Below are 26,729 nucleotides of genomic sequence, written 5' to 3' on the forward strand. Positions count from 1 at the left end.
TTCAAGCGAAAGTGGAGGACACCATGACCCATCGCGTCGGCGTGATCGGGGCAGGCCCCGGCCTTGCCGCACTGCACCTGCCGACACTCGCCCGCCTGGGCGATCTGTTCGCCGTGGTGCATGTATCCGACGCGGGAAGCGGCCGCGCGGCCGCGCTCGCCGCCCGCACGGGCGCTCGCTGGTCCACGGGCACGGAGCAGCTTCTCGCCGACCCCGATGTCGACGTGGTGGCCATCTGCACCCCGCCCGAGCACCATGCTCCCGAGATCCTCGCCGCGATCGCAGCCGGAAAGCGAGCGATCTTCTGCGAGAAGCCCGTGGCCACGAACGTCGCCGACGCCGAGCAGGTCTTCGACGCGTGCCGCGCGGCAGGAGTCGCCCTCATCGTCGGCACCCATCACTACTACGACCCCGCCTGGGGACGCGCCCGCCATCACCTCGCGGCCACGGGAGGGCCCGTCGTCTCGATCTCGGTCACGCTCGCCCTCCCGCCGAACGGGCGCTACCACGACGTCGTGACCGAGATGTCCGAGCCCTTCGCGATGCGCATCGCGCCGGATCTCGCTCGACCCGAGGTCGCGGCAGGCGTCGTCCGCGCACTCCTCACCGGCCTCGCGATCCACGACCTTCCTCTCGTCCGAGACCTGGCGCCGCGCTTCGAGGGCGTCTCGTTCGCCCGCGCGCTCGCGCCGATCGGATTCGCCGTCGGTTTCGTCGCGAGCGGCATCCCGGTCCAGTTCACGACCGTGATGCTGCCAGGGGGCGTCGACGCACTGTGGCGCGTGACGGTCACCACGACGCGCGACCGGCTCGACGTGGCCTTCCCGCCGGCCTTCGTGCACGCCGGGAGCGCCGGGGTCCGCGTGCAGACCGCCGACGGTCGCGACACCACTTACGACCGCGATCCCGACGACGGCTACGTCGCGGAATGGCGTGCGCTCGCCGAGCTCATCGACAGCGGCCTGCCCGTCGAGTACGAGGAGCTCCTCGACGATGTGCGGTACACCGTCGGACTCGCAGACGAGGCTGCGTCGTTCGCGGGGGTTCCGGCGTGACTGTCGCGCTGTTCACGTCGCTGCAGCCGTACCGGGTCGCCGCGGCCGAGCTGCCCCGATCCGTCCGACTCACGAGTGACCCGTCCGGTGCGGTGGCCGCGGTCGGCGGAGAGCGGTGGACGGATGCCGTCGAGCAGATCGTCCGAGCCGGGGCCGAGGCTGTGGTCGTCAGGCGCCCAGGGGCCGCCCGGCGAGAGGATCTCGCACGGCTCGCGGAACTCGGCATCCCGATCGTGCTCGATCGTCCGCTCGCGCGGGCAGATGCCCTTCTCGCCGCCCACGCAGCGATCGACGGTGCCCCGCCGTTCGCGACCGTGGTCGTGGAGTGCCATGCGCCGACCCGAGCGTTGCGCGATACGCTCCGCGACGCCGTCGCCTGGACGCGCGTTCTCGTCGGCGGCGCTGTGCGCGCGACCTCACCGTCGTCGGAGGGCATGTCGCCGGGGGGCGGGGCACTCGCCCTCCTACAGGCACCCGGCGGCGTCGCGGTCTCCCTGCTCGCGGCGACCAGCCCCGGGTCCCCGCCGCTCGGACGCGTCCGCGCGACCGGGCTCGGCGAGACCCTGGTCGAGTTCGACGGCGACGAGCAACAGCTGCGGATCGTGGTCGGCGACGCCACCGGACACCGCGTCCTGCCGCGCCTGTTCGAGGCGCCGGAGCGCGTGGCGCTGCGACGTGCGACGGCCGCGCTGACCGGCGGGGAGGTCCCGAACGACCTGGAGGATTTCGCCCACGACGAAGCGCTCGCGGCGGTTCTCCACGGCGGGGCTGATGCATAAACGGGGTTGATCTGGAGGATCGGCGATATGCCGTTCCCAGATATGCCCGACTCCGACGAAAGTGGAATGCGGGATCACCCGCAAGCTCATCCGAAAGGGTCGATGATGATCAAACTCCTGTCCCACCTCTCCTACGTGGAGATCTCGTCGCCGGATGTCGAGGCATCCGTCGACTTCTACGTCAATCAGGTCGGCCTGACGGTCGTCGACCGCGTCGACGGCGCCGTGTACCTCCGCTGCTGGGGCGACTACTACGCCTACAGCGTCGTCGTCGTGCCCGGTGACGAGCCGGGCCTCGTCACCGCCGCGTGGCGCACCTCGAGCCCCGAAGCGCTCGAGGAGGCCGCCAAGCGCGTCGAGGCGGCCGGTGTCGAGGGCGAGTGGGTCGACGTCCACAAGATCGGCCGCGCGTACCGCTTCACCGGCCCGTGGGGCCACACGCTGACGCTCCACTGGGACGTCACGCGCCACCACGACACCGAGGGCGACGCCGCGTCGATCTACCCCGACCGCCCGTCCCGCCGCAGCAAGGTCGCGGGCGCACCGCGCCAGCTCGACCACGTCACGATCGCCACGAGCGACGTCGACGGCTTCGTCAAGTGGTACGTCGACGTCCTGGGCTTCCGCTTCATGGCCCGCACGGTGCTCGACGAGGCGCCCATCTCGGTCTTCTCGGTGCTGACCACGAACGAGAAGTCGCACGACCTCGGCGTCGTCCTCGACGGCTCCACCCGCGCCGGCCGCGTGAACCACTACGCGTTCTGGGTCGACACCCGCGAGGAGCTGCTCATCGCGGCCGACGTGCTCGGGGAGAACGGCTACCCGATCGAGTACGGTCCGTCGATCCACGGCATCGGCGAGCAGAACTTCCTCTACTACCGCGAGCCCTCGTCGCTGCGCATCGAGCTCAACACCGGCGGCTACCGCAACTACGTGCCCGACTGGGAGGCGAACACATGGAAGCCGTCGCAGGGATCGAACAACTTCTACCGCAACAGCGTGATGCCGATGTCGATGACGGAGTCCTTCCCGCCCGCCGACGGGCCGTCGGCGACGGAGGAGGGCGTGCCGGAGGAGATCAAGGAGGCGCTCTTCAACCCCTACGCCAAGCACGGCCAGGGCTGACAGGCTCGAGGGTGGGATGCCGGGCCGGCCTCCCACCCTCGCACCACGTTCCGACCACGGACACGGAGACACGATGACGATGACGTCGACAGCAGGAATGACCGCCCCCCTCGCCCTCGCGCGCTACCGCGACGGCGGTTCCGTGCGCCTGGGACTCGTGGCCGGCGACCGCATCCGCGCGGTCTCGGGCGACGACCTCGGCGCCGCCGATCTCAATGCCTTCCTTGCACAGCCCGACTGGGACCGCCTGCGTCGCCTCGCCGAGGTCGACGACGAGGGGTGGATGCCGCTCGCCGACGTCGTGCTGACGGCTCCGGTCGAGCCGCGGCAGGTGCTGCAGGCGGGCGCCAACTACCGCACGCACGTCGTGCAGCTGATCATGGCCGGCCTCACCAGGGGCGGCGAGGCGGGGTGGTCGCCCGACGAGGTGCGGGCCAAAGCGGAGAGCATCATGGACGCGCGTGCCGCGAGCGGGCGCCCCTTCATCTTCCTGGGCCTGCCGCAGTGCGTCGTCGGTGACGACGTGCCGCTCGTGCTGCCGGATTACAGCGAGACGCATGACTGGGAACTCGAGCTCGCCGTCGTGATCGGCCGCGAGGCCTTCCGCGTCGACGCCGAGCACGCGCTCGACCATGTCGCCGGCTACACCATCGTCAACGACATCACGACGCGCGACCGGGTCTTCCCGCCCGACGTCGGCGACATCGGCGCCGACTGGTACCGCTCCAAGAACGCTCCGGGGTTCCTCCCCACCGGGCCGTTCCTCGTGCCGTCGACCGCCGTCGATGCGAGCGACCTCTCGGTGAAGCTGGAGCTCAACGGCGACGTGATGCAGGATGCCACGACTGCCGAGCTGGTCTTCGATGTCAAGACGCTCGTCGCCGCGGCATCCCAGACCCTTCCGCTCCTGCCGGGCGACCTCCTGCTCACCGGGAGCCCCGCCGGCAACGGCCAGCACTGGAAGCGCTACCTGCGCGACGGCGACGTCATGACCGGCACGATCGAGGGCCTCGGCACCCAGGTCGTCCGCTGCCTCGCGGAAGGCCCGGCCGTCTGATGATGTCCCACTTTCCCGCCCTCGTGTCCCGATTCCATTCGGCTGGAGGCCCTTCACGTGAGCGAAATCGGGACATGGTCGACCTGAGGACGGAGAACCGACGATGACCGGCCCGAGCGAGAACCCCGCCGACCTCGACCGGCACGACCCCGAGGCCGAGATCGCCGCGCGCGCCGAGGCGTTCCGCAACTGGGGGCGCTGGGGCGAGGGCGACGTGCTCGGCACCCTCAACTTCATCGACGCCGCCAAGCGCGTCCAGGCCGCGGCGCTCGTGCAGGCCGGCGAGGTGATCTCCCTCGCCCAGGCGTTCGACACCGACGGTCCGCAGAAGGGCTGGCGCCGCCGCACCAACCCGGTGCACACCATGACCGACACCGGCACCGACGCCGAGCGCGGCAACCAGGGCTTCCCGCACGGCATCGGCGGCGCCGACGACGTCATCGCCATGCCCCTGCAGTGCTCCACGCAGTGGGACGGGCTCGGCCACATCTTCGATCACGGCAACGCGTGGAACGGCCGGCGCGCCGGCGACGTCGTCACCAGCGACGGCGACCTCGTCACGGGCATCGAGCACGCGGCATCCGTCATCGTCTCGCGTGGCGTCCTGCTCGACGTCGGCCGCCACCTGTCGCCCGAGACGGGCGAGCTCGACGACGGGCATGCGATCACCGCCGCCGACCTCGAGGCGACCATCGCCGCGCAGGGCGAGACGAGCCGGGTCGGCCGCGGCGACATCGTGCTCGTGCGCACCGGCCAGTACGCCCGCACGCGTCGCGACGGCTGGGGCGAGTACGCCGGCGGACCCGCACCCGGCCTCTCGCTGACGACTGCCGGGTGGCTGCACCGCACCGAGATCGCCGCCATCGCCACCGACACGTGGGGCTTCGAGGTGCGCCCCAACGAATTCGACGTGCCGGCGTTCCAGCCGCTGCACCAGGTCGTGATCCCCAACCTGGGGCTCACGATCGGCGAGATGTGGAACCTGGAGGCCCTCGCCGACACCTGCGCGCGCCGGGGACGGTACGACTTCCTGCTCTCGGCCGCCCCGCTGCCCATCACGGGAGCCGTCGGGTCGCCGATCAACCCCGTCGCCATCCTCTAGTCACGACATACGCACGATCCAGAACAGGGAGGTTCTGACATGACCGCAGTTCGCAAGGTCGCCATCGCCGGAAGCGGCGTCGCCGGACTCGCCGCCGCCATCCAGCTCGCGAAGGCGGGCGTCGAGGTGGACGTCTTCGAGGCCAAGCCCGAAGTCAGCGCGCTCGGCTCCGGCATCTCGCTGCAGGGCAACGCCCTGCGGGTGTTCGACGCGCTCGGCGCATGGGACGACATCCGCGCCGCCGGCTACGCCTTCGAGGGCCTGAACCTCCGCGCGCCCGGACCCGGTGCCCCGATCGTCGCGCAGCTGCCCGACCTCAAGACCGGGGGTCCCGACTATCCGTCGAGCATGGGCATCCCGCGCCCCGATCTCGCCCGCATCCTGCTCGACCACGCCGAGAAGGCCGGGGCCGACGTCCGCTTCGGGGCGAGGATCACCGGGATCGAGCAGACCGACGACGCGGTCGAGGTCTTCGTCGACGGAGCCTTCGTCGGCACCTACGACCTGCTCATCGGCGCTGACGGCCTCAACTCCACCGTCCGCGAGATGGTCGGCATCGACACCAAGCCTGAGCCGACCGGAATGGGCATCTGGCGTGCTTTCGTCTCCCGGCCCGCGGAGGTGACGAGCACCGAGCTCTACTACGGCGGGCCCATGTACATCGCCGGGTACACGCCGACCGGCGACGACAGCATGTACGCGTTCCTCGTCGAGAAGGCGCAGGACCGCTTCGGGGTGTCCGACGAGGAGGCCAGCCGCATCATGCGGGAGGAGTCCCGCGCCTACGACGGGCCGTGGAATGCGATCCGCGCCGACCTGGAGGCGGGGGCCCACGCGAACTACACGTGGTTCACGAAGCACCTGGTGGAGGAGCCGTGGAACCGCGGCCGGGTCGTCATCATCGGCGATGCCGCGCACTCGTGCCCCCCGACGATCGCGCAGGGCGCGGCGCAGGGCCTCGAGGATGCTCTCGTGCTCACCGAGCTGCTGGTCCAGCGCGACGCCCTCGATCAGCAGCTCTGGGACGACTTCCACACGCGACGCCTGCCGCGCGCGAAGGCGGTCGTCGAGGCATCCGTCCAGCTCGGTCAGTGGCAGCTCGACGGCGTGCGCGATGCGGATGCCGGCGGTCTCATGTTCGGGCTCGCACAGATGACGGCGCAGCCGGCATGACCACGGACGTCCACGCGCACCTCCTGCTGCCGGCCCTCCACGCCGAGGTCGAGCGGCGCGTTCCCGAGCTCGTCGCCGAGGCGGCGGATCTCGAGCGCCGGCGCAACGGCGTCGAGAGCCTGCAGGCGTCGGGCGCCATGGTCGGCGCCCGCATCCCTAAGCTGACCGACGTCGGAGCGCGCCTGGCGGCGATGGACGAGCAGGGTGTCGATCGGCAGTGGGTGAGCGTCTCGCCGAACCACTTCTACCCGTGGGCTCCGGAGGGGCTGGCCGTGTGGGTCGCGATGGAGACCAACCGCCTCATCGCCGCGCACGTCGCGCAGGCGCCCGACCGTCTCACCGGCCTCGGCGTCGTGCCGTTGCAGTACCCGGAGCGGATCGTGGAGTACCTCGACGACGCGATCCTCGGCCGGGGCCTCGCGGGCGTGGAGATCTCGTCCTTCGCGGGTGACGTCGAGCTCTCGGACGAGCGGCTCGAGCCCTTCTGGGCGCGTGCCGCCGAGCTGGGCGCCGTCGTCTTCCTGCATCCGTTCGGATGCAGCCTCGATGAGCGGCTGGACCGGTTCTACCTCTCCAACACGGTGGGGCAGCCGACCGAGAACGCCGTCGCCCTGTCGCACATCATCTTCTCGGGCGTACTCGACCGGCATCCCGACCTGAAGATCGTCGCGGCGCACGGGGGCGGATACCTGCCGTTCGCGATCGGCCGCTCCGACCGCGCGTGGCACGTGCGCCCCGAGGCCCACCGGTGCGAGCACGCCCCGTCGACCTATCTGCGCAGGCTGTGGTTCGACACCGTGGTGCACGACCCGGTCGCCATCCGGCACCTCGTCGAGGTCGCCGGCGCGTCGCAGGTCGTGCTCGGCAGCGACTTCCCGTTCGACATGGGCCTGGACGACCCCGTCGCCCTCGTCAGAGGCGCCGGTCTTCCCGTCGAGCTCAGCGACCGCATCCTCGCGGGCAATGCGGCCGCGCTCCTCGAGACGCGGGTGCGGGCATGAGGATCGCGCGCTGGGCGATGGGGAGTGTCATCGGCGAGGGGTTCGTCATCGACGATCGCGTCGTCGCCTTTCCCGACGGGCAGACGGTCGCCGACATCCTCGCCGGCGGGTCGGATGCCGCGCACGCGGCGTTCGGCCGCGTCCGCGACGAGTCGGGCACGGCGCTGAGCGACGTGCGTCTGCTCGCGCCGGTGGTCCCGGCATCCGTCCGCGATTTCGTGGCGTTCGAGGAGCACGTCGAGGGCGTCAGCGCGGGCGTGGAGGGCAAGAGCTTCGTCGCCCCGGAGTGGTACCAGGCGCCGACCTTCTACTTCACCAACCCCCACACGATCCTGGGTCCGGGCGAGCCGGTCGCGCCCCCGGTCACTGAGCGGCTCGACTTCGAGCTCGAGGTCGCCGTCGTCGTCGGCAACGCGCCGGGGGTCGGCGAGGCGAACCTCACGGCGGCGGATGCGGCGTCCCGCATCTTCGGCTACACGATCATGAACGACTGGTCGGCGCGCGACCTGCAGGGCCGCGAGATGAAGGTGCGCCTCGGCCCCGCGAAGGGGAAGGACTTCGGCACCAGCCTCGGTCCCTGGATCGTGACGGCCGACGAACTCGAGCAGTACGTCGATGCCGACGGCTTCCTCGCGATCCGCGCCGAAGTGCGCATCAACGGCAGGCTCGTCGGCGAGGACCTCGTCTCGAACATGGGATGGCCGTTCCCCGAGCTCGTCGCGTACGCCTCGCGCAATTCCCGGGTCGTGCCGGGGGACGTGCTGGGCAGCGGGACGGTCGGAAACGGCGGATGCCTCGGCGAGCTGTGGGGCCGAGGCTCGAGCCTTCCGGCCCTCCGTGAGGGCGACGAGGTGCGCATGACCGTCGAGGGGATCGGCGAGCTCGTCGGGACCGTGGGCCCGCGGGTCGTGGCGCCGGAGCTGCCGCCCGCTCGGTCGCGCCCGCGCGCCCGCCGCCGAATGTGAGGAGATCTGCCGTGCAGAGGGCGGATTCGCGGCATCCGTCCTCTCTGCGGCCGACCTCCTCGCCTTCGCGGAATCTACTTATGTTGATTTTGGGCTAAACGATGGCTAGAATCGACAGTGACGTCGGGGCCTCCAGGGCCCGTTCCCTGAGGCGAAGCCGCGCAGGGGCACACCCCGTCGCGTCGATCGCCCGGTCGTACGGGCCTGAACGCGTATGAGCATGTCACCGTGGAGGCTCCGCCTCCTGATCGTCTCCCTCCTCACCGTCGCGATCCTGGGAGCCCTCGACCACACGATCGTCGCCACGTCGCTGGCTACGGTCGCCGGCGAGCTGGGAGCCCTGGCGCAGATGGGCTGGGTGGTCGTCGGCTACACCCTGGCGAGCACCGTGCTGCTGCCGATCCTCGGCAGGCTGGGCGACGCGGCGGGCCCGCGCGGCGTGTTCCTGGTGTCGCTCGTGCTGTTCCTCGTGGCGTCGCTCGCCTGCGGCTTCGCACAGGACATGCCGCAGCTCATCGGGGCGCGCGTCGTGCAGGGCATGAGCTCGGCGGGCCTTCATCTGATGTCGCAGACCATCGTCGCCCGCGTGACCACCCCGCGCGAGCGCCCCCGCTATATGGCGATCATCGGCGCCGCGTTTCCGGTCGCGATCCTCATCGGCCCCGTCCTCGGCGGCCTCATCATGGACTACTGGGGCTGGCCGTGGGTGTTCTGGATCAACATCCCGTTCGGCGTCGCCGCACTCCTCCTCGCGCTTGTCGCCGTCCCTCGGCTCGCGGGCTTCGGCCGGCGGCGCTTCGACATCGGCGGATCCGTCTCGTTCGCGATCGCGATGGTCGCGCTCGTGCTGGCGGTGACGTGGATCGGCGATCCGGCGCTGGCCGCAGCATCCGCCGTCTCCTTCGTCGTGGCGGGCATGGCGTTCGCCGCGTTCTTCCTGATCGAGCTGCGGGCCGTCGAACCGCTGGTGCCGCTGCGGCTCTTCGCGAACCGCACGATCGCCGCCGGCACGGCGCTGTCGGCCATCATCGGCATCGGCCTGTTCTCGATCACGGCGTACCTGCCGACGTACTTCCAGATGGCGTATCGCACGAGTGCGACGGTGTCGGGTCTCGTTCCGATCGCGACGGTGTTCGGGATGCTGGTGTCCAACCTCGCGACCGGGTGGCTCGTCAGTCGCACCGGCCACTACCGCGTGTACTGCATCGTCGGCACGGCGCTGAGCGCGGCCGGGCTGCTCGCGATGTCGGTGCTGCCGGCGGGGCTGCCGCTGTGGGTGCCGATGATCGTCATGGCCGTCGTCGGTGTCGGCACCGGCGCCTTCATGAGCCTCGTCATCGCGGTCGTGCAGTCCGCCGCACCGCGCCGCGACACCGGCAGCATGACGGCCACCGTCAACCTCGTGCGGCAGGTCGGCTCGACCGTCGCGACCGCGATCATCGGCGGTGTGATCGGCTTCGGCGTCGCGGCGCTCCTGCCGTCGTCGCTCGATGCCGCGGCGCTGACCCCCCAGTTCGTGCACGAGGCATCCGCCGCCGTGCAGTCCCACGTCGCCGAGATCTACAGCGGCGTCTTCGCCCCCGTGTTCCTGGCGCTCGCCGTCACCTACGCCGCCGGCGTCGTCGCCGCGGTGCTCCTTCCGGCCGGCCGGCTCTCGGACGAGTCCGAGCCTGCGCCGGCACACAGCTCCGAACCCCTCACCGCGTGACCAGAAGAGGTACTCCCATGTCGCACACCCCCACCGTCGCCGTCGTCGGCTCAGGGCCGATCGGTTCCGCCTACGCCCGCCTCATCCTCGAGTCGAGCCCCGACGCCCGCGTCGTGATGTTCGAGGCCGGGCCGCAGCTCACCGCTGTTCCCGGCGAGAGCGTCCGCAACATCGCGGACCCCGAGGAGAAGGCGCGCGCCCGTGAGATGTCGCAGGGCCCCCAGTCGGGCGCGTTCCGCGAGAGTCTCGGCATCCCCGCGGGGGCCGTCGTCGAGGGCATGTTCACCGCCCGGCAGGGGACGCATCTGCTCGACTTCGGCGGCCCGGGATCCGCGCACGCCCCGACCTTCCCCGCGGCGGCCGCCGCCACGAACGTCGGCGGCCAGGGCGCGCACTGGACCTGCGCGATCCCGCGCCCGGGCTTCAGCGAGAAGGTCGACTTCATCGACGACGCCGAGTGGGAGGACCTCATCTCGACCGCGGAGGGTCTGCTGCACGCGCAGAGCGCGGCGTTCGCCGACTCGGCCATCGGCACGGCGATCCGGTCCCTCCTGAACGACGAGTTCGGCGCCGAGCTGCCCGCCGGCTACGGCGTGGGCACCCTGCCGGTCGCCGGCGATCCGCAGCCCGACGGCTCCATGGTGTGGGCGGGTGCGAACACGGTCCTCGGCCCCCTCATCGAGGAGGGCACCCCGGAGTCGGCGCGGTTCGAGCTGCGCGACCTCACGCTCGTGCGACGGGTCGAGCACGACGGCGGGCGGGCCACCGGCGTCACGATCGAGGACCTGCGCACGAAAGAGGTCTCGTTCTTTCCGGCAGACGTCGTCGTCGTGGCCGCCGACGCGTTCCGCTCCCCGCAGCTGCTCTGGGCCAGCGGCATCCGTCCCCCCGCCCTCGGGCGCTACCTCACCGAGCACCACGTCGTGATCACGACGGTCGCCCTCGACGAGGAGCGCATGAGCGCGCTGATCTCGGACGACGAGTTCGAGGCCGAGCTCGCGCGCCGCGCCCAGAACGCGGCCGACCCGGTGGCTGCCGTCAACCGCATCCCGTTCTCGGAGCCCGATCACCCGTACTCGCTCCAGGTGATGTACGCCGAGAACCCGCCGTTCCAGCTCGACCCCTCGCACCCCGCCGCCGGCAACCGCTGGGGCTACGTGAACATGGGCTACGGCGTGCGCAAGCACCCCCGCGTCGAGGACGGCGTCACCTTCGACGACAGCGAGCTCGACTACCGCGGCTTCCCGAACATGACGATCGAGTACGCGCTGACGGATGCCGAGCAGCCGGAGCTCGACGAGGCGACCACGCGCGTGCGCCGAGCCGGCGCCGCGCTCGGCGCGTTCGTCGCGGAGCCGCGTCTGCTGCCCAACGGCTCGAGCCTGCACTACATGGGCACGATGCGGATGGGCCCGGCCGACGACGGCACGTCGGTCGCCGACCCCTACTCGCGGGTGTGGGGCTTCGACAACCTCGTCGTCGGCGGGAACGCCCTCATCCCCACAGCCAACACGATGAACCCGACGCTCATGAGCGTCGCGATCGCGGTGCGCGGGGCCCGCAGGCTCGTCGAGCAGCTGACTGCGGCGCGGGTGGAGGAGGTTGCCCGGTAACGCCCGAGGGCGTCGCCGACATCGTGTGCTCTCGCCGAGATGACACGATGCGCGCGCGCAGAACGTGCGCTCTCGGCGAGAACGCATGCTCTCGACGAGCCCCACGCGCGGGCCGGGTCAGATGCCGGCGATGCGGTCGGCCATGAACTTGGCGCCGGCCGATGACGTCGCGCCGCCATCGACCGGGATCTCGGCGCCGGAGAGGTACGACGCCGCGTCCGACAGCAGGAACGCGACGGCCTCGGCGACCTCGTCGGCCCGACCGAGTCGCTCCAGCGGTGTGAGGGCGAGCTGCGCGGCGCGCATCGCCTCGGGCGCGTTCGCGGTCATCGGCGTCTCGATGAAGCCGGGGTGCACGACGTTGACACGGATGCCGCGTGGCCCCAGTTCGGTCGCGGCCACATGGGTGAGACCGCGAAGCCCCCACTTCGACGTCGTGTAGGCGACGGGGTAGTGCGCGTTGAGCGCCGCCGAGGAGCCGATGTTCACGATCGACGAGCCGGAGCCCATCAGCGGCGCGAGCGCCTGGATGCCGAGCATCGGGCCGGTGAGATTGACCGCGAGCACCCGGTCCCAGTCCGCGCGCTCGACCGCGCCCAGCCGCGCGCGGTGAGTGATGCCGGCGTTGTTCACGAGGCCACGGAGCGCCTCGCCGCCGAGCTGCTCCGCGAGGTGAGCCGTGAGCGCGGCCCAGTCGTTTTCGTTCGACACGTCGAGTCGCCGGTACTCAACGCCCGCGATCGGTGTTGCCGCAGCATCCGTCACATCCGTGGCGATGACGCGTGCTCCCGCCTGCGCCAGCACGCGCGCCTCGGCCGCGCCCTGGCCGCCGCCCGCCCCGGTGACGACGATCGTGCGTCCCTCGAGCCCCGGATACCTGTTCATGACGCGACGCTAGCCCGCCGCCCCGCGTGCGGGAACCGGCATCCGCTGATGCCGCGCATCGGCGTCGGCGAAGCGCCGACTCAGCGCACTCCGCGCATCATCCTCAGCACGGGCTTGACCGAGGCGAGCAACGCCAGGCCGAGGACGATCGCGATGCCGCCGAGGATCGTGAAGTACGGCACTTCGTCCTCGGGGTTGTAGAACTGGGCGAGCCAGCCGGCGATCGCGGTGCCGAGGGCGATCGAGAGGAAGTAGAGCGCCACCATCTGGGTGTGGAACCGCTCGGGCGCGAGCTTCGTCGTCACGGAGAGCCCAGGGGGCGAGATGAACAGCTCGGCGATCGTGAAGACGAACAGGATCATCACGATGGCCATCAGCGGCGTCGAGTTCGGTGCACCGTTCGCCCAGGGGAGGAACAGCAGGAACGCGACGCCCATGATCATCGCGCCGAGCGAGAACTTCACCGGCGCCGACGGGGCGCGGTCGCCGAGCTTGGTCCAGATCGCCGCGAACACGCCGGAGAGGATGATGACGAAGATCGGGTTGATCGAGTTCACCCACGACACCGGCATCTCCCAGCCGAAGATCGTGCGGTCCAGCTGCTTGTCGGAGTAGATCGTCAGCACGGTGAACTGCTGCTGGTACAGCGACCAGAAGCCGACGTTCACGATGAACAGCGGAATGAACCCGATGACGCGGGAGCGGTCGTCGCCGGTGATCGCGCGCGAGGAGATGATCACGGAGAAGTAGGCGATCGCCGCGCCGAGCGTCACGAGGATGACGATGCCCGCGAGATTGTCGGCGCGGATCACACCGGTGAGCACCAGCACGACGATGAAGAGCAGTCCGGCGATGCCGATGCCGATCATCATGCCGCGGCGGTTCGCGGGGAGCGGGTTCGCGACGACGCGTGACGAGGCAGGCAGCTGCTTGCGGCCGAAGGAGTACTGCGTGAGGCCGATCGCCATGCCGATCGCGGCCGCGCCGAAACCCCAGTGGAAGCCCACGTTGCTCTGGAGGAACCCGGTGACGATCGGCCCGAGGAACGCGCCGAGGTTGATGCCGAGGTAGAACAGCGAGAAGCCGGCGTCGCGCCGGGGATCCTTCGCGGAGTACAGCGTGCCGACGACGGCGGTCGCGTTGGCCTTCAGCCCACCCGAACCGACGGCGACGAGGATGAGGCCGACGCCGAGTCCCCACACGCTCGGCAGCAGGGCCAACGCGATATGCCCGGCCATGATGACCCAGGCGCTGTAGAAGAGAACGCGCTCCGAGCCGAGGAGGCGGTCCGCCACCCACGCGCCGAGGATGGTCGAGAGGTATACGGTGCCGCCGTAGGCGCCGACGATGCCGGTCGCGGTGGCCTCCGGGATCCCGAGGCCGCCGTCCGCGACGGAGTAGTACATGTAGATGAGCAGGATGCCCTGCATGCCGTAGAAGCTGAACCGCTCCCACATCTCCACGCCGAAGATGTGTGCGAGGGCCCACGGCTGACCGAAGAACCGGGTGTCGTGGTCGGCGCCGTCACTCGGGGCGGTGGTGCCCGCGGCATCCGTCCCGCTCGCTGCGGCGACCGTCCCGGTGCGCGTCGCGTCGGCCGCGGCGGTTGCGCCGTCGGGGGGCCCGACCGGGACCTGTTCGGGCTTGCGCTCGCCCCGCGTCGGATCCTCCCCCTGAAAGCCCTGATCACGCCCGTCCATGCGCTCGCTCCCGTCGCCCCGGTAGAGGTCAGGCTAGCGATGGGCTGTGCGGGCGCGATAGACCCCGGCGCGCACGCCCGAGCGCCTCGTTCCGGACTCGGCGAGCCTGCAGCGGTCGTTCACTCCGGGAGGGACGGATGCCGCTCCTCGGGTGCGTGATGGCGCGGGATGAAGAGGGCGACGAGCAGCGCGACGAGGGCGGCGCCTCCCCCGAGGAGGAACGAGATGTGGAACGCCGCCGGCTCGGGAACGGGCACCCCGTCGATCTCGACCGCGAAGGTCGCCAGGACCGCGCCGACGACGGCCGCGGCGGTGCTCGTGCCGAGCGAGCGGAACAGCGCGTTGAGGCCGTTCGACGCGCCGGTCTCGGACTGCGGCACCGAGCGCATGATGAGCATCGGCATCGCGGCGTAGCCGAAACCGATGCCGAACCCGATGCCGATGTTCGCCACGAGGATCTGCCACACCTCGCTCGCGAACAGGAGCGTGAAGCCGTAGGTGACGACGAGCGCCACGGCACCCACCACGAGGAGCAGCTGGGGTCCGACCGTGCGCGCGAGCCGGCCAGAGAACGGCGAGAGCACCATCATCACGAGGCCTGCCGGCATCACGATGAGGCTCGCTGCCACGAGCGACAGACCGAATCCGCCGGCCGCGATCGGCAGCTCGAGCATCTGGGGGTAGATCACGTTCGACGCGAACAGCGAGAAGCCGAACGCGATCGACGCGAGGTTGGTGAGCAGCACCGGCCGGCGCGCCGCGACGCGGAGGTCGAGGAGCGGATCGGCGATGCGCAGCTCGTACCAGCCCCACAACAGCAGCACGGCGACGCCGCCGAGGCCGCAGGCGAGCACGGCGGGGGAGGTCCAGCCCCACTCGTTGCCGCGCGACACCGCGAGCAGCACGCCGACGAGGCCGACCGCGAGTCCGAGGGTTCCGACGTAGTCGAACTTCCCGCCTGTGCGCAGGGCGCTCACCGGCACGATCCACAGCACGAGCGCGAACACGACCGCGCCGAGTGCCGCCGACGCCCAGAACAGCACGTGCCAGTCGCTGCGCTCGGTGATGAACGCGCTGACGGGCAGCCCGAGCGCCCCGCCCACGCCGAGTGTCGCGCTGATGAGGGCGATGGCCGAGTCGACCCTGTCCTCGTGCAGCACGTCGCGGAGGATCGAGATGCCGAGCGGGATCACGCCGGTCACGGCACCCTGCAGCGTCCGTCCCACGATCACGCCGATGATGCCGGTGGATGCCGCGGCGATCACCGATCCCGCGACCAGCAGGGCGAGCAGCACGAGCACGATGCGCCGCTTGCCGTACATGTCGCCGAGGCGTCCGGCGATCGGCGTCATCACGGCGGCCGCCAGGAGGGTCGATGTGACGACCCACGCGGTGTCGTCGCGGCTGGCGTTCAGCAGCTCCGGCAGCTTCGACTGGATCGGCACGACCAGCGTGAACATGAACGACGACGCGAGACCCGCGATCGCCAGCACCGCGACGATGGCGCCCGGCGAGGCATCCGGGTGAGTCTTCGTCTCGCGTCCTCGCCACCCGTACCCATCGGTTCAGGCTATCGGGGCTGCACGCACCCGGCTCCGCGCGTCCCGCGTCCCCGACCATGCGTGATCGCGGTGAAAGGGACGTGGCCGGCGGAGTACCGTGAGCACATGGCCGAGACCGCGACGCCGCCCGGCATCGACATCCGCTTCCTCGACACCGTCGAGGAGGTCCACCGCGCCTCGGCCGTGCTCTCCGAGGTATGGGGCGGGGACCGGGGCGGGATGCCGCCGAACCTGCTGCGTGCGCTCGCCCACGCCGGCAACTACGCGGTCGGCCTGTACGACGAGGACCGCATGGTCGGAGCATCCGTCGCGTTCTTCGCGGAGCCCGCGGCACGCTCGATGCACAGCCACATCACCGGCGTGCTCTCCGACCACCAGTCGCAGGGACTCGGCCGGGTCCTGAAACGGCATCAGCAGGAGTGGGCGCTCGCCCGAGGCGTGGGCCACATCACGTGGACCTTCGACCCCCTCGTCGCCCGCAACGCCCACTTCAATCTGCGCGTGCTCGGCACCCGGGTCACCGAGTACCTCGTCAACCACTACGGGCCCATGGACGACGGCGTCAACCGCGGGGATGAAACCGACCGCATCATGGTGTCGTGGGCGCTCGCCGCGCCGCCGGCGCCCACCCCCGACGACGCGCGGGTGGTCGCGTCGGTCGAGATCCCGCACGATATCGAGACCCTCCGCAGTGAGACGCCGGTGGATGCTGCGGTCTGGCGCGCGCGCGTGCGCGAGCAGCTCGTCGGGCACCTCGCCGACGGCCTCGTCGTCGGCGGCTTCGACGACGCGCGCGGGTACCTGCTGGTCCGCCCCTGACCTACTCCTCCGGGTCGCGGGTGGGATCGCCCGGCCGCACGTCGGCGTCGTCGCGGATGTCGATGCGGGTGACCCCGTCACGATGTGTGACATCGATGCGCGGTTCCGCGTCGGACTCCACGGAGTTCGGCGCCGAGGTCAGCTGATCGCGCCGCTTCTCCTCGTCGGTCATGCCGGTGCTGTCGGTCTCGTTCTCGCGGTCCATCCTCATCCCTTCCGCCACTCGTCGCTCTTCAGGTGCGAGCCCGCCTGCGGGCCCATCAGCAGCATGCCGCCGTCGACGCTCCAGCTCGCGCCGGTGACGTAGCTGGCGGCCGGCGAGGCGAGGAAGGCGACGACGGCCGCGATCTCCTCGGGCTTGCCGGGGCGTCCGAGCGGTATGCCCGGCCGATGCGTGCGCTCCGCGTCTTCGGATTCCTGGTTCGTCAGGGGAGTCGCGATCTCGCCGGGGGCGACCGCGTTCACCGTGATCGCGTGCTCGCCGAGCTCCTGCGCCATCGTCTCGACGAGACCGCCGAGCCCGTGCTTGGCGGCGACGTAGGCCGCAGACCCGACGCGCGGCTGCGTCTCGTGCACGCTCGTGATCGCGATGAGCCGCCCGCCCCGGCCCGCGCTGACCATGTGGCGGGCCGCCGCCTGGAGCCCGGCGAAGGCGCCGTCCAGGTTCAGCGCGATGATCCCGCGCCAGTCCTCGATCGACACGTCGAGGAACGGCCCGCCGGCTCCGCCGCCGGCGTTGTTGACGAACACGTCGAGGCCGCCGAGACGCTCGGCGAGGTCGTCGACGACGCCGCCGACCTCGTCGAGCGCGGTGGCGTCGAAGCGCGTCACCTCGGCGTTGCGTCCACGCTCGCGGACGGCGTCGGCGGTCTGCTGCGCGCCCCCCTCGTCGCTGTGCCAGGTGATGCCGACGTCGAGGCCTGCATCGGCGAGGGCGAGGGCGGTCGCCTGTCCGATGCCAGAGTCCGCGGCGGTCACGATCGCGCGTCTCGGGGTGAAGTCGAAGGTGTCCATGCCCCGACGCTACGGACGGGGCCGCGAACGGCCGACGGGGTTGCCATTCCCCGGCCGACCGCCTAAGCGCCCGCGCAGCATTCCTGCCGAGTCGCACGGATCACCTGCCATTGTGCGGATCATCCCGCAGGCGACGGATGCTGCGCCCCTACGCTGACCGCATGCCCGAGTACCGCGCCCACTTCGACTTCGACATCCGCTTCGCCAACGGCGGCGGCCTCGCCGGCACGGGCTTCCGCCTCGACCTTCCCGCCGCCGACGCGACGGAGGACGAGGTCGCCCGCCTGTTGATCACCCACCTCGGGCTGGCGCTCGTCGACGAGGTGGAGCTGCGGGGTCTCCGCATCGTCGAGGAGCCGCACCGTGGCAGCAGGGGAGTGGATGCCGCGTCCTCGGCGACCGGCGCGACGCGCGTGGTCGATCTCAGCCACCCCATCCGCGCCGGGCTCGTGACGTACCCCGGCCTTCCCGCGCCGACCATCACGCCGCACCTCACCCGCGAGGACTCCCGCGCCCGGTACGCCCCGGGCACGGAGTTCGCGATGGACGTCATCCACATGATCGGGAACACCGGCACCTACCTCGACTCGCCGTTCCACCGGTACGCCGACGGCAGTGACCTGGCGGGCCTCGACCTCTCGTCGCTCGTGGGCCTACGCGCCGAGGTGTTCCACCTCGAGGACGCGTGGGACACCTCGCGCCGAGGCATCCGTTCCGCCACGCTCGCCGATCGCGACGTGCGCGGCGCGGCCGTCCTGCTGCACACCGGGTGGGACCGCTGGTTCGGGCAGCCCGAGTACGGCGTCGGCGCGCCGTTCCTGACGGGCGAGGCCGCGCAGTGGCTCATCGACGCCGGCGTGGTGCTCGTCGGCATCGACTCGGTGAACATCGATGACACCGAGTCCGGCGGCGAGCGGCCGGCGCACTCGCTGCTGCTCGGGGCGGGCGTGCACGTCGTGGAGCACCTGACGAACCTCGGATCCCTGCCGCCGCGCGGCGCCCGGTTCACCGCCGCCCCGCCGGCGGTCGAGGGATTCGGCACGTTCCCGGTGCGCGCCTTCGCCGAGCTCCCCGCCTGACGTCGGCCGCCGCACGGCGCAGGTATCACCGGCGGCACCGCGGGCTCTTCTCAGGGGAACGAGGAGGAATCATGCGCGAGCACATCGAGACCCTGATCGTCGCCCTGGGCGACGCGATGCGGGCAACGGCGCACCACGCGGCGCCCATCGAACCACGAAGCCGACGGCCGCGGGTCGCCCGGTCGACGTACGTCCCGGTGCTCCGCGACGCCGCGACGGCTCGCTTCGCGCACTGACCGCCTCGCTCCGTCGCCGGCCGGGCGTACGCTGAGCGCATGCCCATCGCCCGGCCGTCGGCATCCGTCACCCTCGAAGGATTCGAGCTGCGAGTGCTGCACCTGCCGCTCGTCGCCCCGTTCACGACGTCGTTCGGCACCGAGACGGTGCGTGAGGTCATCGTGGTGCGGGCGCTCACCGCCGACGGTGAGGGCTGGGGCGAGATCGTGACGCAGGCCGATCCGCTCTACTCGAGCGAGTACACGCAGGGCGCATGGGATGTCGCGTTGCGCTTCCTCGCGCCCGCCCTCCTCGACCGGGAGCGGCTCGCCCCCGAGGAGGTCGCGGGCGTGCTCGAGCCCTTCAAGGGCCATCGCATGGCCAAGGCCGGACTCGAGCTCGCCGTGCTCGACGCCGCCCTCCGTGCGGAGGGCCGCAGCTTCGGCGAGTACGCGGGGGCGGTGCGCGACCGCGTGCCGAGCGGGGTGTCGGTCGGCATCCAGCGCGACCCCGCGGCTCTCGTCGAGACCGTGCGCGGTTACCTCGACGAGGGCTACGTGCGCATCAAGATCAAGATCAAGCCCGGTCGCGACGTCGGCGACACGGCGGCGGTGCGCGACGCCTTCGGTGCGATCCCGCTGCAGGTGGACGCGAACTCCGCCTTCACGATGGCGGATGCCGACACCCTGGCCGAGCTCGACCGCTTCGACCTGCTCCTCATCGAGCAGCCGCTGCAGGAGGACGATCTCGTCGACCACGCGACGCTGGCTCGGCGACTCCGCACCCCCGTCTGCCTCGACGAGTCCATCGTGTCCGACAAGGCGGCGGCCGACGCGCTCGCGCTGGGCTCGGCATCCGTCATCAACATCAAGGCGGGCCGGGTCGGCGGGTACGTCGAGGCGGTCAAGATCCACGACCGGTGCCTCGCGGCCGGCGTGCCGGTGTGGTGCGGCGGCATGCTCGAGACGGGCATCGGCCGCGCGGCGAACGCGGCCCTCGCGGCACTGCCCGGCTTCACGCTGCCGGGCGACGTGTCGGCGTCGGCTCGCTTCTACACCCGCGACATCGTGACCGAGCCGGCGGTGCTCGAAGACGGCCACGTGCGCGTGCCGATCGGCCACGGCCTCGGTGTCGACATCGACCCGGTCGCGCTCGAGGACTTCACCGTCGTCCGCGAGACGCTGACCCGCTGAGCCCGCGCCCGCCCATGCCCGTCCCTTCCCGAGCGCGGACCGTTCTCAGGATCGACGGTGGCTGGATGCGGCGACCCGCCGCATGCGCGAGGTCGAAGCGTCAGTCGGTCCTGCGAACGGTCTCCCGCGCGGCCTGCGCCGGACGCGGCAGGGCGCTCGGGGCGAGCCTGGCGCTGCTGGCCTTGACCGGCTGCGCGTCGGCCGCCCCCGAGGTCCCCGAGCCCGTCGCCACGCTGCCGGCCGGGGTCGCCGTCGAGCTCCAGCAGCTGCGTTCCGATGTGGCGGGTCGGCAGGCTCAGGTGCATCTGGTGAACGAGGGGGACGCGCCCCTCACCGTGGGGGCGGTCCGCGTCGAGGACGACCGGTTCGACGGCGCCGCGGTGCGGGTGATCGCCGACCGGGTCAGCACCGTGTCGCCCGGGGGCAGCGTCGACATCCGCGTGCAGCTGCCGCCCGTCGACTGCACGGCGCCCGACGACGGCGAGGCCCACATCGTGCTCGAGGTGACCCGGGACTCCGCGGCAACCGAGGTGGCGGCATCCGCTCCCGACCCCCTCGGCTTCATCGCCGAGCTGCATGCCCGCGAGTGCCTGCTCGAGCGGGTGACGGATGCCGCCTCCCTCACCTTCACCGGCTTCGAGCCATCCGCCCCCGGCGCGCCTGCGGCGCTGGAGCTCACGGTCAGTCCGACGGGTGACGGGGCGGTGACGATCGCGGGCATCGGACGCACGAACCTCATCGACTTCGCCGGGGCAGCCTCCGAGGAGGTCCGCCCGCTCGGCATCGAGGTCGCCGAGGGCGACGCCGAGCCGATCGTGGTGCAGATCCCGATCGTGCCGCTTCGGTGCGACCCGCACGCCGTCCAGGAGGACAAGCGCGGCACGATCTTCGATCTGGTCGTCGAGCTGGAGGGCGAGTCCGGCGAAGTCGAGCTGTTCGTCGGCGAGGAGATGCGAGGCCGCATCCTGACGTGGGTCGCCGCCTGGTGCGGCTTCGGCGGCTGACCCGCGGGAACACGGGGGAGAACCCCCTCTCACCTCCGCGGCGGCGCCACTAGGCTGACGCCATGACGACCCCTCCACCGCAGTACCCGTACGGCGCCGCAGCCCAGCCGCAGCCGATGGCACCCGCCGATGAAAAGCTGTGGGCGACCCTTGTGCACCTCGGAGGGCTGTTCTTCGGCTTCCTCGCGCCGCTCGTCGGCTACCTCGTGCTGAAGGATCGTGGCCCCTTCGTCCGTGCCCACACCGCGACGGCGCTGAACTTCCAGCTCACGCTGGTCATCGCCTATGTCGTGGGGGCGGTGCTGAGCATCGTCTTGATCGGCATCTTCATCCTCATCGCCGCATACATCCTGAACATCGTCCTCTGCATCGTCGCGGCGGTGAAGGCGAATCGTGGCGAGTGGTACACGTACCCGCTCACCATCAGGTTCCTGAGCTGACCCGGGCGGGATCAGAAGAGCCGCGGCACGGCGCGAGGTCGACCGAGGAAGCAGGCCGATGGGCGATTACCCGACATCTCGAACCACGGAGTGATCGGCGACCTGCAGACCGCCGCGCTCATCGACACCGAGGGCACGATCGACTGGTTCTGCGCCCCGCGCTTCGACTCGCCCAGCATCTTCGGCTCGCTGCTGGACGCCGAGCGGGGCGGGCACTGCCGCGTGCGACCCGACACCGACGAATACGTCACGCGCCAGCTGTACCTGCCCGACACCGCGATCCTCCTCACGCGCTACATGACCGAGGCGGGCGTCGGCGAGGTCATCGACTTCATGCCGATCGCCGGGCATGAGCCGACGGACCGTCACCGGATCGCGCGGCTGATCCGCGTGGTCCGCGGCTCGATGGCGTTCGTCGGCGACATCCGGCCGGCGTTCGAGTACGGTACGGCCACGCAGACCGGCATTGCACCGGCGCCCGGCGACGGCGTCGTGTTCACGGGCGGCGGGCAGTCCCTGACCGTGCACCGGATCGGCGACGTCGTGCGCCGCGGAGACGGGCAGGCCGGAACGATCGAGCTCGTCGAGGGCGGGCTGCGAGTGCGTGGCATGCTCCACGCGGGTGAGCGCACCGGCGTGCTGCTCGAGACCGGCGGCGCGGCGCCCACCCGCGTCCCGGTCGAGGATCTCGAGGCGATGCTCCTCGACACCCAGCGGTACTGGCGCGACTGGGTGGCACGGTCGACGTACCGCGGACGCTGGCGCGAGATGGTGAACCGCTCCGCGATCACGCTCAAGCTCCTGACCTACGCCCCCTCGGGAGCGATGGTCGCGGCGCCGACGGCCGGTCTCCCCGAGCAGGTCGGCGGAGAGCGCAACTGGGACTACCGCTACACGTGGATCCGCGATGCCTCGTTCTCGGTGCATGCCCTGCTGGGGCTCGGCTACGTCGAAGAGGCCGAGGCGTTCGGGCAGTGGCTCCTCGCCCGCGTGCAGGAGAGCGCCGGCAACGAGTCGGGGCCCCTGAAGATCATGTACCGCGTCGACGGGTCGTCCGACCTCGACGAGTCGACCCTGCCGGGCTGGAGCGGCTATCGCGACTCCGCGCCCGTGCGCATCGGCAACGGCGCAGCTGACCAGCTGCAGCTGGACATCTATGGAGAGGCGATGGATTCGATCCATCGCGCGGTCGACCAGGGCTTCCAGCTCACCCATGTCGGCTGGACCGAGGTGGGCCGCATGCTCGACTGGGTCTGCGACCACTGGGACACTCCCGAGGAAGGGGTCTGGGAGACGCGGGGCGGCCGCCAGAAGTTCACGTTCGGCCGCTTCATGTGCTGGACGGCCCTGGACCGCGGCATCCGTCTCGCCGAATCGGGAGGCCGGCCGGCCGACATCGTCCGCTGGCGGGACCAGCGCGACGAGATCTACCGCCGGCTCATGACGACGTCGTGGGATGCGGAACGCGGAGCGTTCGTGCAGTACGACGGGAGCGCCGTGCTCGACGCCGCGAACCTCCTGATGCCCGTCATGGGCGTCATCTCGTCACGCGACCCGATGTGGCTCTCGACGCTGCGGGCGATGGAGCAGGAGCTGGTGTCGGACAGCCTCGTCTACCGCTACAACCCGGCCGCATCGCCCGACGGGCTGCGCGGCTCGGAGGGCACCTTCACGCTCTGCTCGTTCTGGTACGTCGACGCGCTCGCGCGCACCGGCCGCACGGAGGAGGCGCAGCTCACCTTCGAGAAGATGCTCACCTACGCCAATCACCTCGGCCTCTACGCCGAAGAGATCGGGCTGACCGGCGAGCAGCTCGGCAACTTCCCCCAGGCCTTCAGTCACCTGTCGCTCATCAACGCGGCGGTGAACCTGGACCGGCTGCTCGATCTTTGACATCGACGGATGCCGCGATTCGTGGCATCCGCACCTTCGTGTATCCGCGCAGAGCCCGCGGAGCACCCTGGTTAGGCTGGCGCCATGGCTCACAGTAGCGCCGCTCCCGAAGACCCCGTCGCGGCGTCGCGCGGCATCTCGCGCCGGACGCAGTCCGACATCTACCGCGCCGGCATCAGCGGCACCCGGCCTCGTGTGCCCGTCGACACCGACGCCCTCGAAACCGCGGCGCGCAAGGCGCTGAGCGCCGAGGCGTTCGCCTACATCGCCGGGGGAGCGGGCGCCGAGCGCACCGTCGCCGCGAACCGCGCCGCCTTCGGCCGGTGGCAGGTGTGGCCGCGGCCGCTGCGGGACGTGTCGTGGCGCGACCTGTCGATCGACTTCCTCGGCGCGCGGCGGCCGACCCCGCTCCTGCTCGCCCCGCTCGGGGTCATGGAGATTGCCCACGCCGACGCCGACCTCGCGGTGGCGCGGGCCGCGGCCTCCCTCGGCGTTCCGTACACGCTGTCGAACCAGGCGTCCTTCCCGATGGAGGAGGTCGCCGCGGCGGGTCCCGACGGATCACGGCTGTTCCAGCTCTACTGGTCGGCCTCCGACGAGCTGAACGCCTCCCTGCTGCGGCGCGCCGAGGCATCCGGGTGCGAAGCCGTCGTCGTGACGCTCGACACGCACCTGCTCGGCTGGCGCACGCGCGATCTCGACCTCGCCTACCTGCCGTTCACCCGCGCCATGGGTATCGCGCAGTACACGAGCGACCCCGTCTTCCAGCAGCTGGTGCGCGAGCGGTCGCGGGGGACGGATGCTGCTGCCGACGCTGCACCGCCCGTCAAGGTCACCCCGAAAGCCGTGGCCGCCGGGGTCCGCATCGCGCGCAAGGGCGCGGTGCTCACGGGCACGAGCAGCGTGCGCGAGAACCTGCGCTCACCGCTGCCGCGCGCGGCGGTGGAGACGTTCCTCGACGTGTTCTCGACTCCCACGCTCACCTGGGACGACCTCGCGAAGGCGCGGCAGTGGACGTCGCTGCCGATCATCCTGAAGGGCATCGTCCATCCCGACGACGCGATCCGCGCCCTCGACGCCGGCGCCGACGGCATCTGGATCTCGAACCACGGCGGACGCCAGATCGACCAGTCCGTGCCGACCCTCGAGATGCTGCCCACGATCGCCGAGCGCGTCGCCGGGCGCGTGCCGATCGTGTTCGATTCCGGCGTGCGGCAGGGCTCCGACGTGTTCATCGCGCTCGCGCTCGGCGCGACCGCGGTCGCGCTCGGGCGCCCCTACTCCTACGGCCTGCGCATCGCCGGCGAGACCGGCGTGCGCGAGGTGGTGCGCAACGTGCTCGCCGAGCTCGACATCACGCTGGGGCTGTCGGGCCACAGTTCGATCGTCGACGTGGGGCGCGACGCCCTGCGTTCCGCCTGATCCCGCGCCGGGGAAGGTTCCCGGCGTCTGTGCGCGCCGACCGCTGAGCCTTAGGCTTCTGCCATGCCCGCACGAACCCGGCGTTCGTCCGCCGACCGCTCGTCCCTCGCCCGGACTCGACCGCGTCTCTACGCCGGTGCGGCGGTGCTGATCGCCTCGGCGATCGCGCTGACCGGATGCTTCGGAGCCGACCCCGTGACCGAGGGACTGGGCGACGGCGACTTCGCCGACGACGGCTGCACGAGCGTCGTCGTCGCGACCTCGTCCGAGAAGGTCAACATGCTCGACGCGCTGGCCGACGCCTTCAAGGAGTCGTCCCAGCACGCTGAGCTCGCCGAGTGTGCGACGGTGCACCCGATCAACGTCTCGTCGGGCGACGCGACCCGCTTCCTCACGGCGGGCGGCGACTGGCCCGACGACGACACGCGCCGCTGGCCGACGATGTGGTCGCCCGCGTCGACGGTCTGGACCGATCGGGTCGCGGCCGCAGCATCCGCTTCCCTCGTCGGCGAGCCCGAATCGTTCACCCACACGCCGGTCGTCTTCGGCGTTCCCGAGACGATGGCGAAGGCGCTCGGCTATCCGACGTCGCCGATCGGCATCGCCGACTTCGAGGCGCTCTGCCAGGATCCGGAGGGCTGGGCGAGCGTCGGCAAGCCGCTGTGGGGCTCGTTCAAGATCTCGAAGACGAACCCCAACACGTCGACGACCGGGCTCTCGGCGATCCTGATGCAGTCGTACGAGGCATCCGGCAAGACCGCTGATCTCACCGCCGGCGACGTCGCGGCCGCCGCGGAGTTCTCGCGCGTGTTCGAGGAGTGCGTCATCCACTACGGCGACACCACCGGCAAGGTGCTGACGCGGCTTTACGACGAGACGCAGAACGGCGCCGGCGGCTCGGGCTACGTCTCTGCGGTCGCGCTGGAGGAGACCTCGCTGCTCAACTACAACCAGGGCAACCCCGACTCGCACACGGTGCAGCCGGGCGAGACGCTGACCCCGCCCAAAGAGAAGCTCGTCGCGGTGTATCCCTCGGGCGGCTCGATGTGGTCCGACAACCCGATCACCGTCCTCGGCGCCGACTGGGTGACGCCCGAGCAGGCCGAGGCCGGTGCCGCCTTCGCCGCCTTCCTGCAGACGGACGCCGCGCAGAAGATCCTGCCCGAGTACGGCTTCCGTCCGCTGGATGCCTCGGCGCCGCTGGGCGACCTCTTCACGGGCGAGTACGGGGTCGATGCCGCCGGCCCCGCGGTCACGCTGCCGAAGCCCGCGGTCGACGTGGTCTCGGCCGCGATCGACCAGTGGACGCAGATCCGCAAGCCCTCGTCGGTGCTCGAGGTGATCGACATCTCCGGCTCGATGGATGAGGCGATCGGGGACGGCCGCTCGAAGCTCGACGGCGCGATCGAGGGTGCGCAGGCGACTCTGGGCCACTTCCGCTCGTCGGACGAAGTCGGGGTCTGGGCCTTCACGACCGGCGTCGAGTCCGAGGCGGGGCAGAACACCGTCGTGCTGCGCGACGTCGAGCCGCTGGCGTCCGATCGCGAGTCCGTCGACTCGTCGCTCGACGACCTGCGTTTCGCCCACCGCGACGGCACGCCGCTGTACGACGCGATCGCCGCGGCCTACGACGAGATGGTGGCGCGCGCGCAGCCCGGCCGCATCAACGCGATCGTGCTCCTGTCGGACGGCCAGGACACCGACTCCGAGATGTCGCTCGACTCGCTCGTCGCGAAGATCGGCGCGTCCTCGAAGGAGGGCGGCGACGACGCCCCTGTCCGCATCTTCCCGATCGCGTACGGCGAGGGCGCCGACACCGGCGCACTGCAGCGCATCGCCGAGGCCACCGGTGGTCAGTGGTTCGACGCGTCCGACGCCGCGAAGATCGACCTCGTGTTCGCGTCCGTCATCAACAACTTCTGAA

At 71.1% G+C, this 26,729-nt stretch carries 24 protein-coding genes; 19 read left to right on the plus strand and 5 right to left on the minus strand.

The window, feature by feature from the left end; genetic code table 11:
- The first annotated feature begins 23 nt into the window (after positions 1-23).
- The 10 genes from MRBLWH7_RS15390 to MRBLWH7_RS15435 all read left to right on the plus strand — a co-directional run bounded on the left by MRBLWH7_RS15390 (position 24) and on the right by MRBLWH7_RS15435 (position 11,578).
- Positions 24-1,055 carry a Gfo/Idh/MocA family oxidoreductase gene (locus MRBLWH7_RS15390; RefSeq protein ID WP_341995996.1) on the plus strand — a complete coding sequence of 344 codons (1,032 nt, stop codon included), beginning with the start codon at positions 24-26 and terminating at the stop codon, positions 1,053-1,055.
- The gene (locus MRBLWH7_RS15395) at positions 1,052-1,834 is read left to right on the plus strand and encodes a hypothetical protein (RefSeq protein ID WP_341995998.1); all 783 of its coding nucleotides are present in this window, start codon (positions 1,052-1,054) and stop codon (positions 1,832-1,834) included. Before MRBLWH7_RS15390 ends, MRBLWH7_RS15395 begins: the two co-directional genes overlap by 4 nt.
- Before the next feature lie 105 nt (positions 1,835-1,939).
- On the plus strand, positions 1,940-2,959 hold the full coding sequence (locus tag MRBLWH7_RS15400; protein WP_341996000.1) for a VOC family protein: 1,020 nt from the start codon (positions 1,940-1,942) through the stop codon (positions 2,957-2,959).
- 97 nt (positions 2,960-3,056) lie between these two features.
- On the plus strand, positions 3,057-4,016 hold the full coding sequence (locus MRBLWH7_RS15405) for a fumarylacetoacetate hydrolase family protein (protein ID WP_341996003.1): 960 nt from the start codon (positions 3,057-3,059) through the stop codon (positions 4,014-4,016).
- A 103-nt stretch (positions 4,017-4,119) separates the two neighbouring features.
- Positions 4,120-5,118 (plus strand): cyclase family protein, encoded by a 999-nt coding sequence (locus tag MRBLWH7_RS15410; RefSeq protein WP_341996005.1) that lies wholly within the window; start codon positions 4,120-4,122, stop codon positions 5,116-5,118.
- A 39-nt stretch (positions 5,119-5,157) separates the two neighbouring features.
- Entirely contained in the window at positions 5,158-6,291 is a 1,134-nt protein-coding gene (locus MRBLWH7_RS15415) for an FAD-dependent monooxygenase (RefSeq protein WP_341996007.1), read from the plus strand.
- The gene (locus MRBLWH7_RS15420) at positions 6,288-7,292 is read left to right on the plus strand and encodes an amidohydrolase family protein (protein WP_341996009.1); all 1,005 of its coding nucleotides are present in this window, start codon (positions 6,288-6,290) and stop codon (positions 7,290-7,292) included. The genes MRBLWH7_RS15415 and MRBLWH7_RS15420 overlap by 4 nt, the downstream gene beginning before the upstream one ends.
- Positions 7,289-8,257 carry a fumarylacetoacetate hydrolase family protein gene (locus MRBLWH7_RS15425; protein WP_341996011.1) on the plus strand — a complete coding sequence of 323 codons (969 nt, stop codon included), beginning with the start codon at positions 7,289-7,291 and terminating at the stop codon, positions 8,255-8,257. The genes MRBLWH7_RS15420 and MRBLWH7_RS15425 overlap by 4 nt, the downstream gene beginning before the upstream one ends.
- A 220-nt stretch (positions 8,258-8,477) precedes the next feature.
- Positions 8,478-9,965, plus strand: a complete 1,488-nt coding sequence (locus tag MRBLWH7_RS15430) for an MFS transporter (RefSeq protein ID WP_341996013.1) — start codon at positions 8,478-8,480, stop codon at positions 9,963-9,965.
- 17 nt (positions 9,966-9,982) lie between these two features.
- Complete coding sequence (locus tag MRBLWH7_RS15435) at positions 9,983-11,578, plus strand: GMC oxidoreductase (protein WP_341996015.1); 1,596 nt, start codon at positions 9,983-9,985, stop codon at positions 11,576-11,578.
- 117 nt (positions 11,579-11,695) lie between these two features.
- On the opposite strand, the gene MRBLWH7_RS15440 is transcribed toward MRBLWH7_RS15435, so the two are convergent.
- From MRBLWH7_RS15440 to MRBLWH7_RS15450, 3 genes are all read right to left on the minus strand, one after another.
- A complete protein-coding gene (locus MRBLWH7_RS15440; RefSeq protein WP_341996017.1) occupies positions 11,696-12,463 on the minus strand; it encodes an SDR family oxidoreductase in 768 nt (255 codons plus the stop codon).
- A gap of 80 nt (positions 12,464-12,543) precedes the next feature.
- A complete protein-coding gene (locus MRBLWH7_RS15445; protein WP_341996020.1) occupies positions 12,544-14,163 on the minus strand; it encodes a peptide MFS transporter in 1,620 nt (539 codons plus the stop codon).
- A 119-nt stretch (positions 14,164-14,282) separates the two neighbouring features.
- Entirely contained in the window at positions 14,283-15,623 is a 1,341-nt protein-coding gene (locus MRBLWH7_RS15450; RefSeq protein ID WP_342002095.1) for an MFS transporter, read from the minus strand.
- Positions 15,624-15,830: 207 nt separating this feature from the next.
- Between MRBLWH7_RS15450 and MRBLWH7_RS15455 the strand changes: the two genes are divergently transcribed.
- Positions 15,831-16,544: a GNAT family N-acetyltransferase gene (locus MRBLWH7_RS15455; protein WP_341996022.1), complete on the plus strand. Its 714-nt coding sequence runs from the start codon at positions 15,831-15,833 to the stop codon at positions 16,542-16,544.
- Position 16,545: 1 nt separating this feature from the next.
- Here the strand turns inward: MRBLWH7_RS15455 and MRBLWH7_RS15460 are convergent, their stop codons facing one another.
- Both MRBLWH7_RS15460 and MRBLWH7_RS15465 read right to left on the minus strand, forming a co-directional pair.
- On the minus strand, positions 16,546-16,749 hold the full coding sequence (locus tag MRBLWH7_RS15460) for a hypothetical protein (RefSeq protein WP_341996024.1): 204 nt from the start codon (positions 16,747-16,749) through the stop codon (positions 16,546-16,548).
- Positions 16,750-16,751: 2 nt separating this feature from the next.
- Positions 16,752-17,558 (minus strand): SDR family oxidoreductase, encoded by an 807-nt coding sequence (locus MRBLWH7_RS15465; RefSeq protein ID WP_341996026.1) that lies wholly within the window; start codon positions 17,556-17,558, stop codon positions 16,752-16,754.
- Between the two features lie 161 nt (positions 17,559-17,719).
- On the opposite strand from MRBLWH7_RS15465, the gene MRBLWH7_RS15470 reads away from it, so the two are divergent.
- From MRBLWH7_RS15470 to MRBLWH7_RS15505, 8 genes are all read left to right on the plus strand, one after another.
- The gene (locus MRBLWH7_RS15470) at positions 17,720-18,637 is read left to right on the plus strand and encodes a cyclase family protein (RefSeq protein WP_341996027.1); all 918 of its coding nucleotides are present in this window, start codon (positions 17,720-17,722) and stop codon (positions 18,635-18,637) included.
- A gap of 71 nt (positions 18,638-18,708) precedes the next feature.
- Positions 18,709-18,873, plus strand: coding sequence for a hypothetical protein (locus MRBLWH7_RS15475; protein ID WP_341996028.1), 165 nt, complete (start codon positions 18,709-18,711; stop codon positions 18,871-18,873).
- Between the two features lie 39 nt (positions 18,874-18,912).
- On the plus strand, positions 18,913-20,046 hold the full coding sequence (gene menC / locus MRBLWH7_RS15480) for an o-succinylbenzoate synthase (protein ID WP_341996032.1): 1,134 nt from the start codon (positions 18,913-18,915) through the stop codon (positions 20,044-20,046).
- Between the two features lie 65 nt (positions 20,047-20,111).
- The gene (locus tag MRBLWH7_RS15485) at positions 20,112-21,050 is read left to right on the plus strand and encodes a hypothetical protein (protein WP_341996034.1); all 939 of its coding nucleotides are present in this window, start codon (positions 20,112-20,114) and stop codon (positions 21,048-21,050) included.
- Between the two features lie 62 nt (positions 21,051-21,112).
- Positions 21,113-21,490 carry a DUF4870 domain-containing protein gene (locus tag MRBLWH7_RS15490; protein ID WP_341996036.1) on the plus strand — a complete coding sequence of 126 codons (378 nt, stop codon included), beginning with the start codon at positions 21,113-21,115 and terminating at the stop codon, positions 21,488-21,490.
- A gap of 75 nt (positions 21,491-21,565) precedes the next feature.
- Positions 21,566-23,383 (plus strand): glycoside hydrolase family 15 protein, encoded by a 1,818-nt coding sequence (locus MRBLWH7_RS15495; protein ID WP_342002097.1) that lies wholly within the window; start codon positions 21,566-21,568, stop codon positions 23,381-23,383.
- Positions 23,384-23,467: 84 nt separating this feature from the next.
- Positions 23,468-24,805: an alpha-hydroxy-acid oxidizing protein gene (locus MRBLWH7_RS15500; RefSeq protein ID WP_341996038.1), complete on the plus strand. Its 1,338-nt coding sequence runs from the start codon at positions 23,468-23,470 to the stop codon at positions 24,803-24,805.
- Between the two features lie 63 nt (positions 24,806-24,868).
- The gene (locus MRBLWH7_RS15505) at positions 24,869-26,728 is read left to right on the plus strand and encodes a substrate-binding domain-containing protein (protein ID WP_341996040.1); all 1,860 of its coding nucleotides are present in this window, start codon (positions 24,869-24,871) and stop codon (positions 26,726-26,728) included.
- The last annotated feature ends 1 nt before the right edge of the window (position 26,729 follow it).

The organism is Microbacterium sp. LWH7-1.2, assembly GCF_038397755.1.
Classification (GTDB): Bacteria; Actinomycetota; Actinomycetes; order Actinomycetales; family Microbacteriaceae; genus Microbacterium.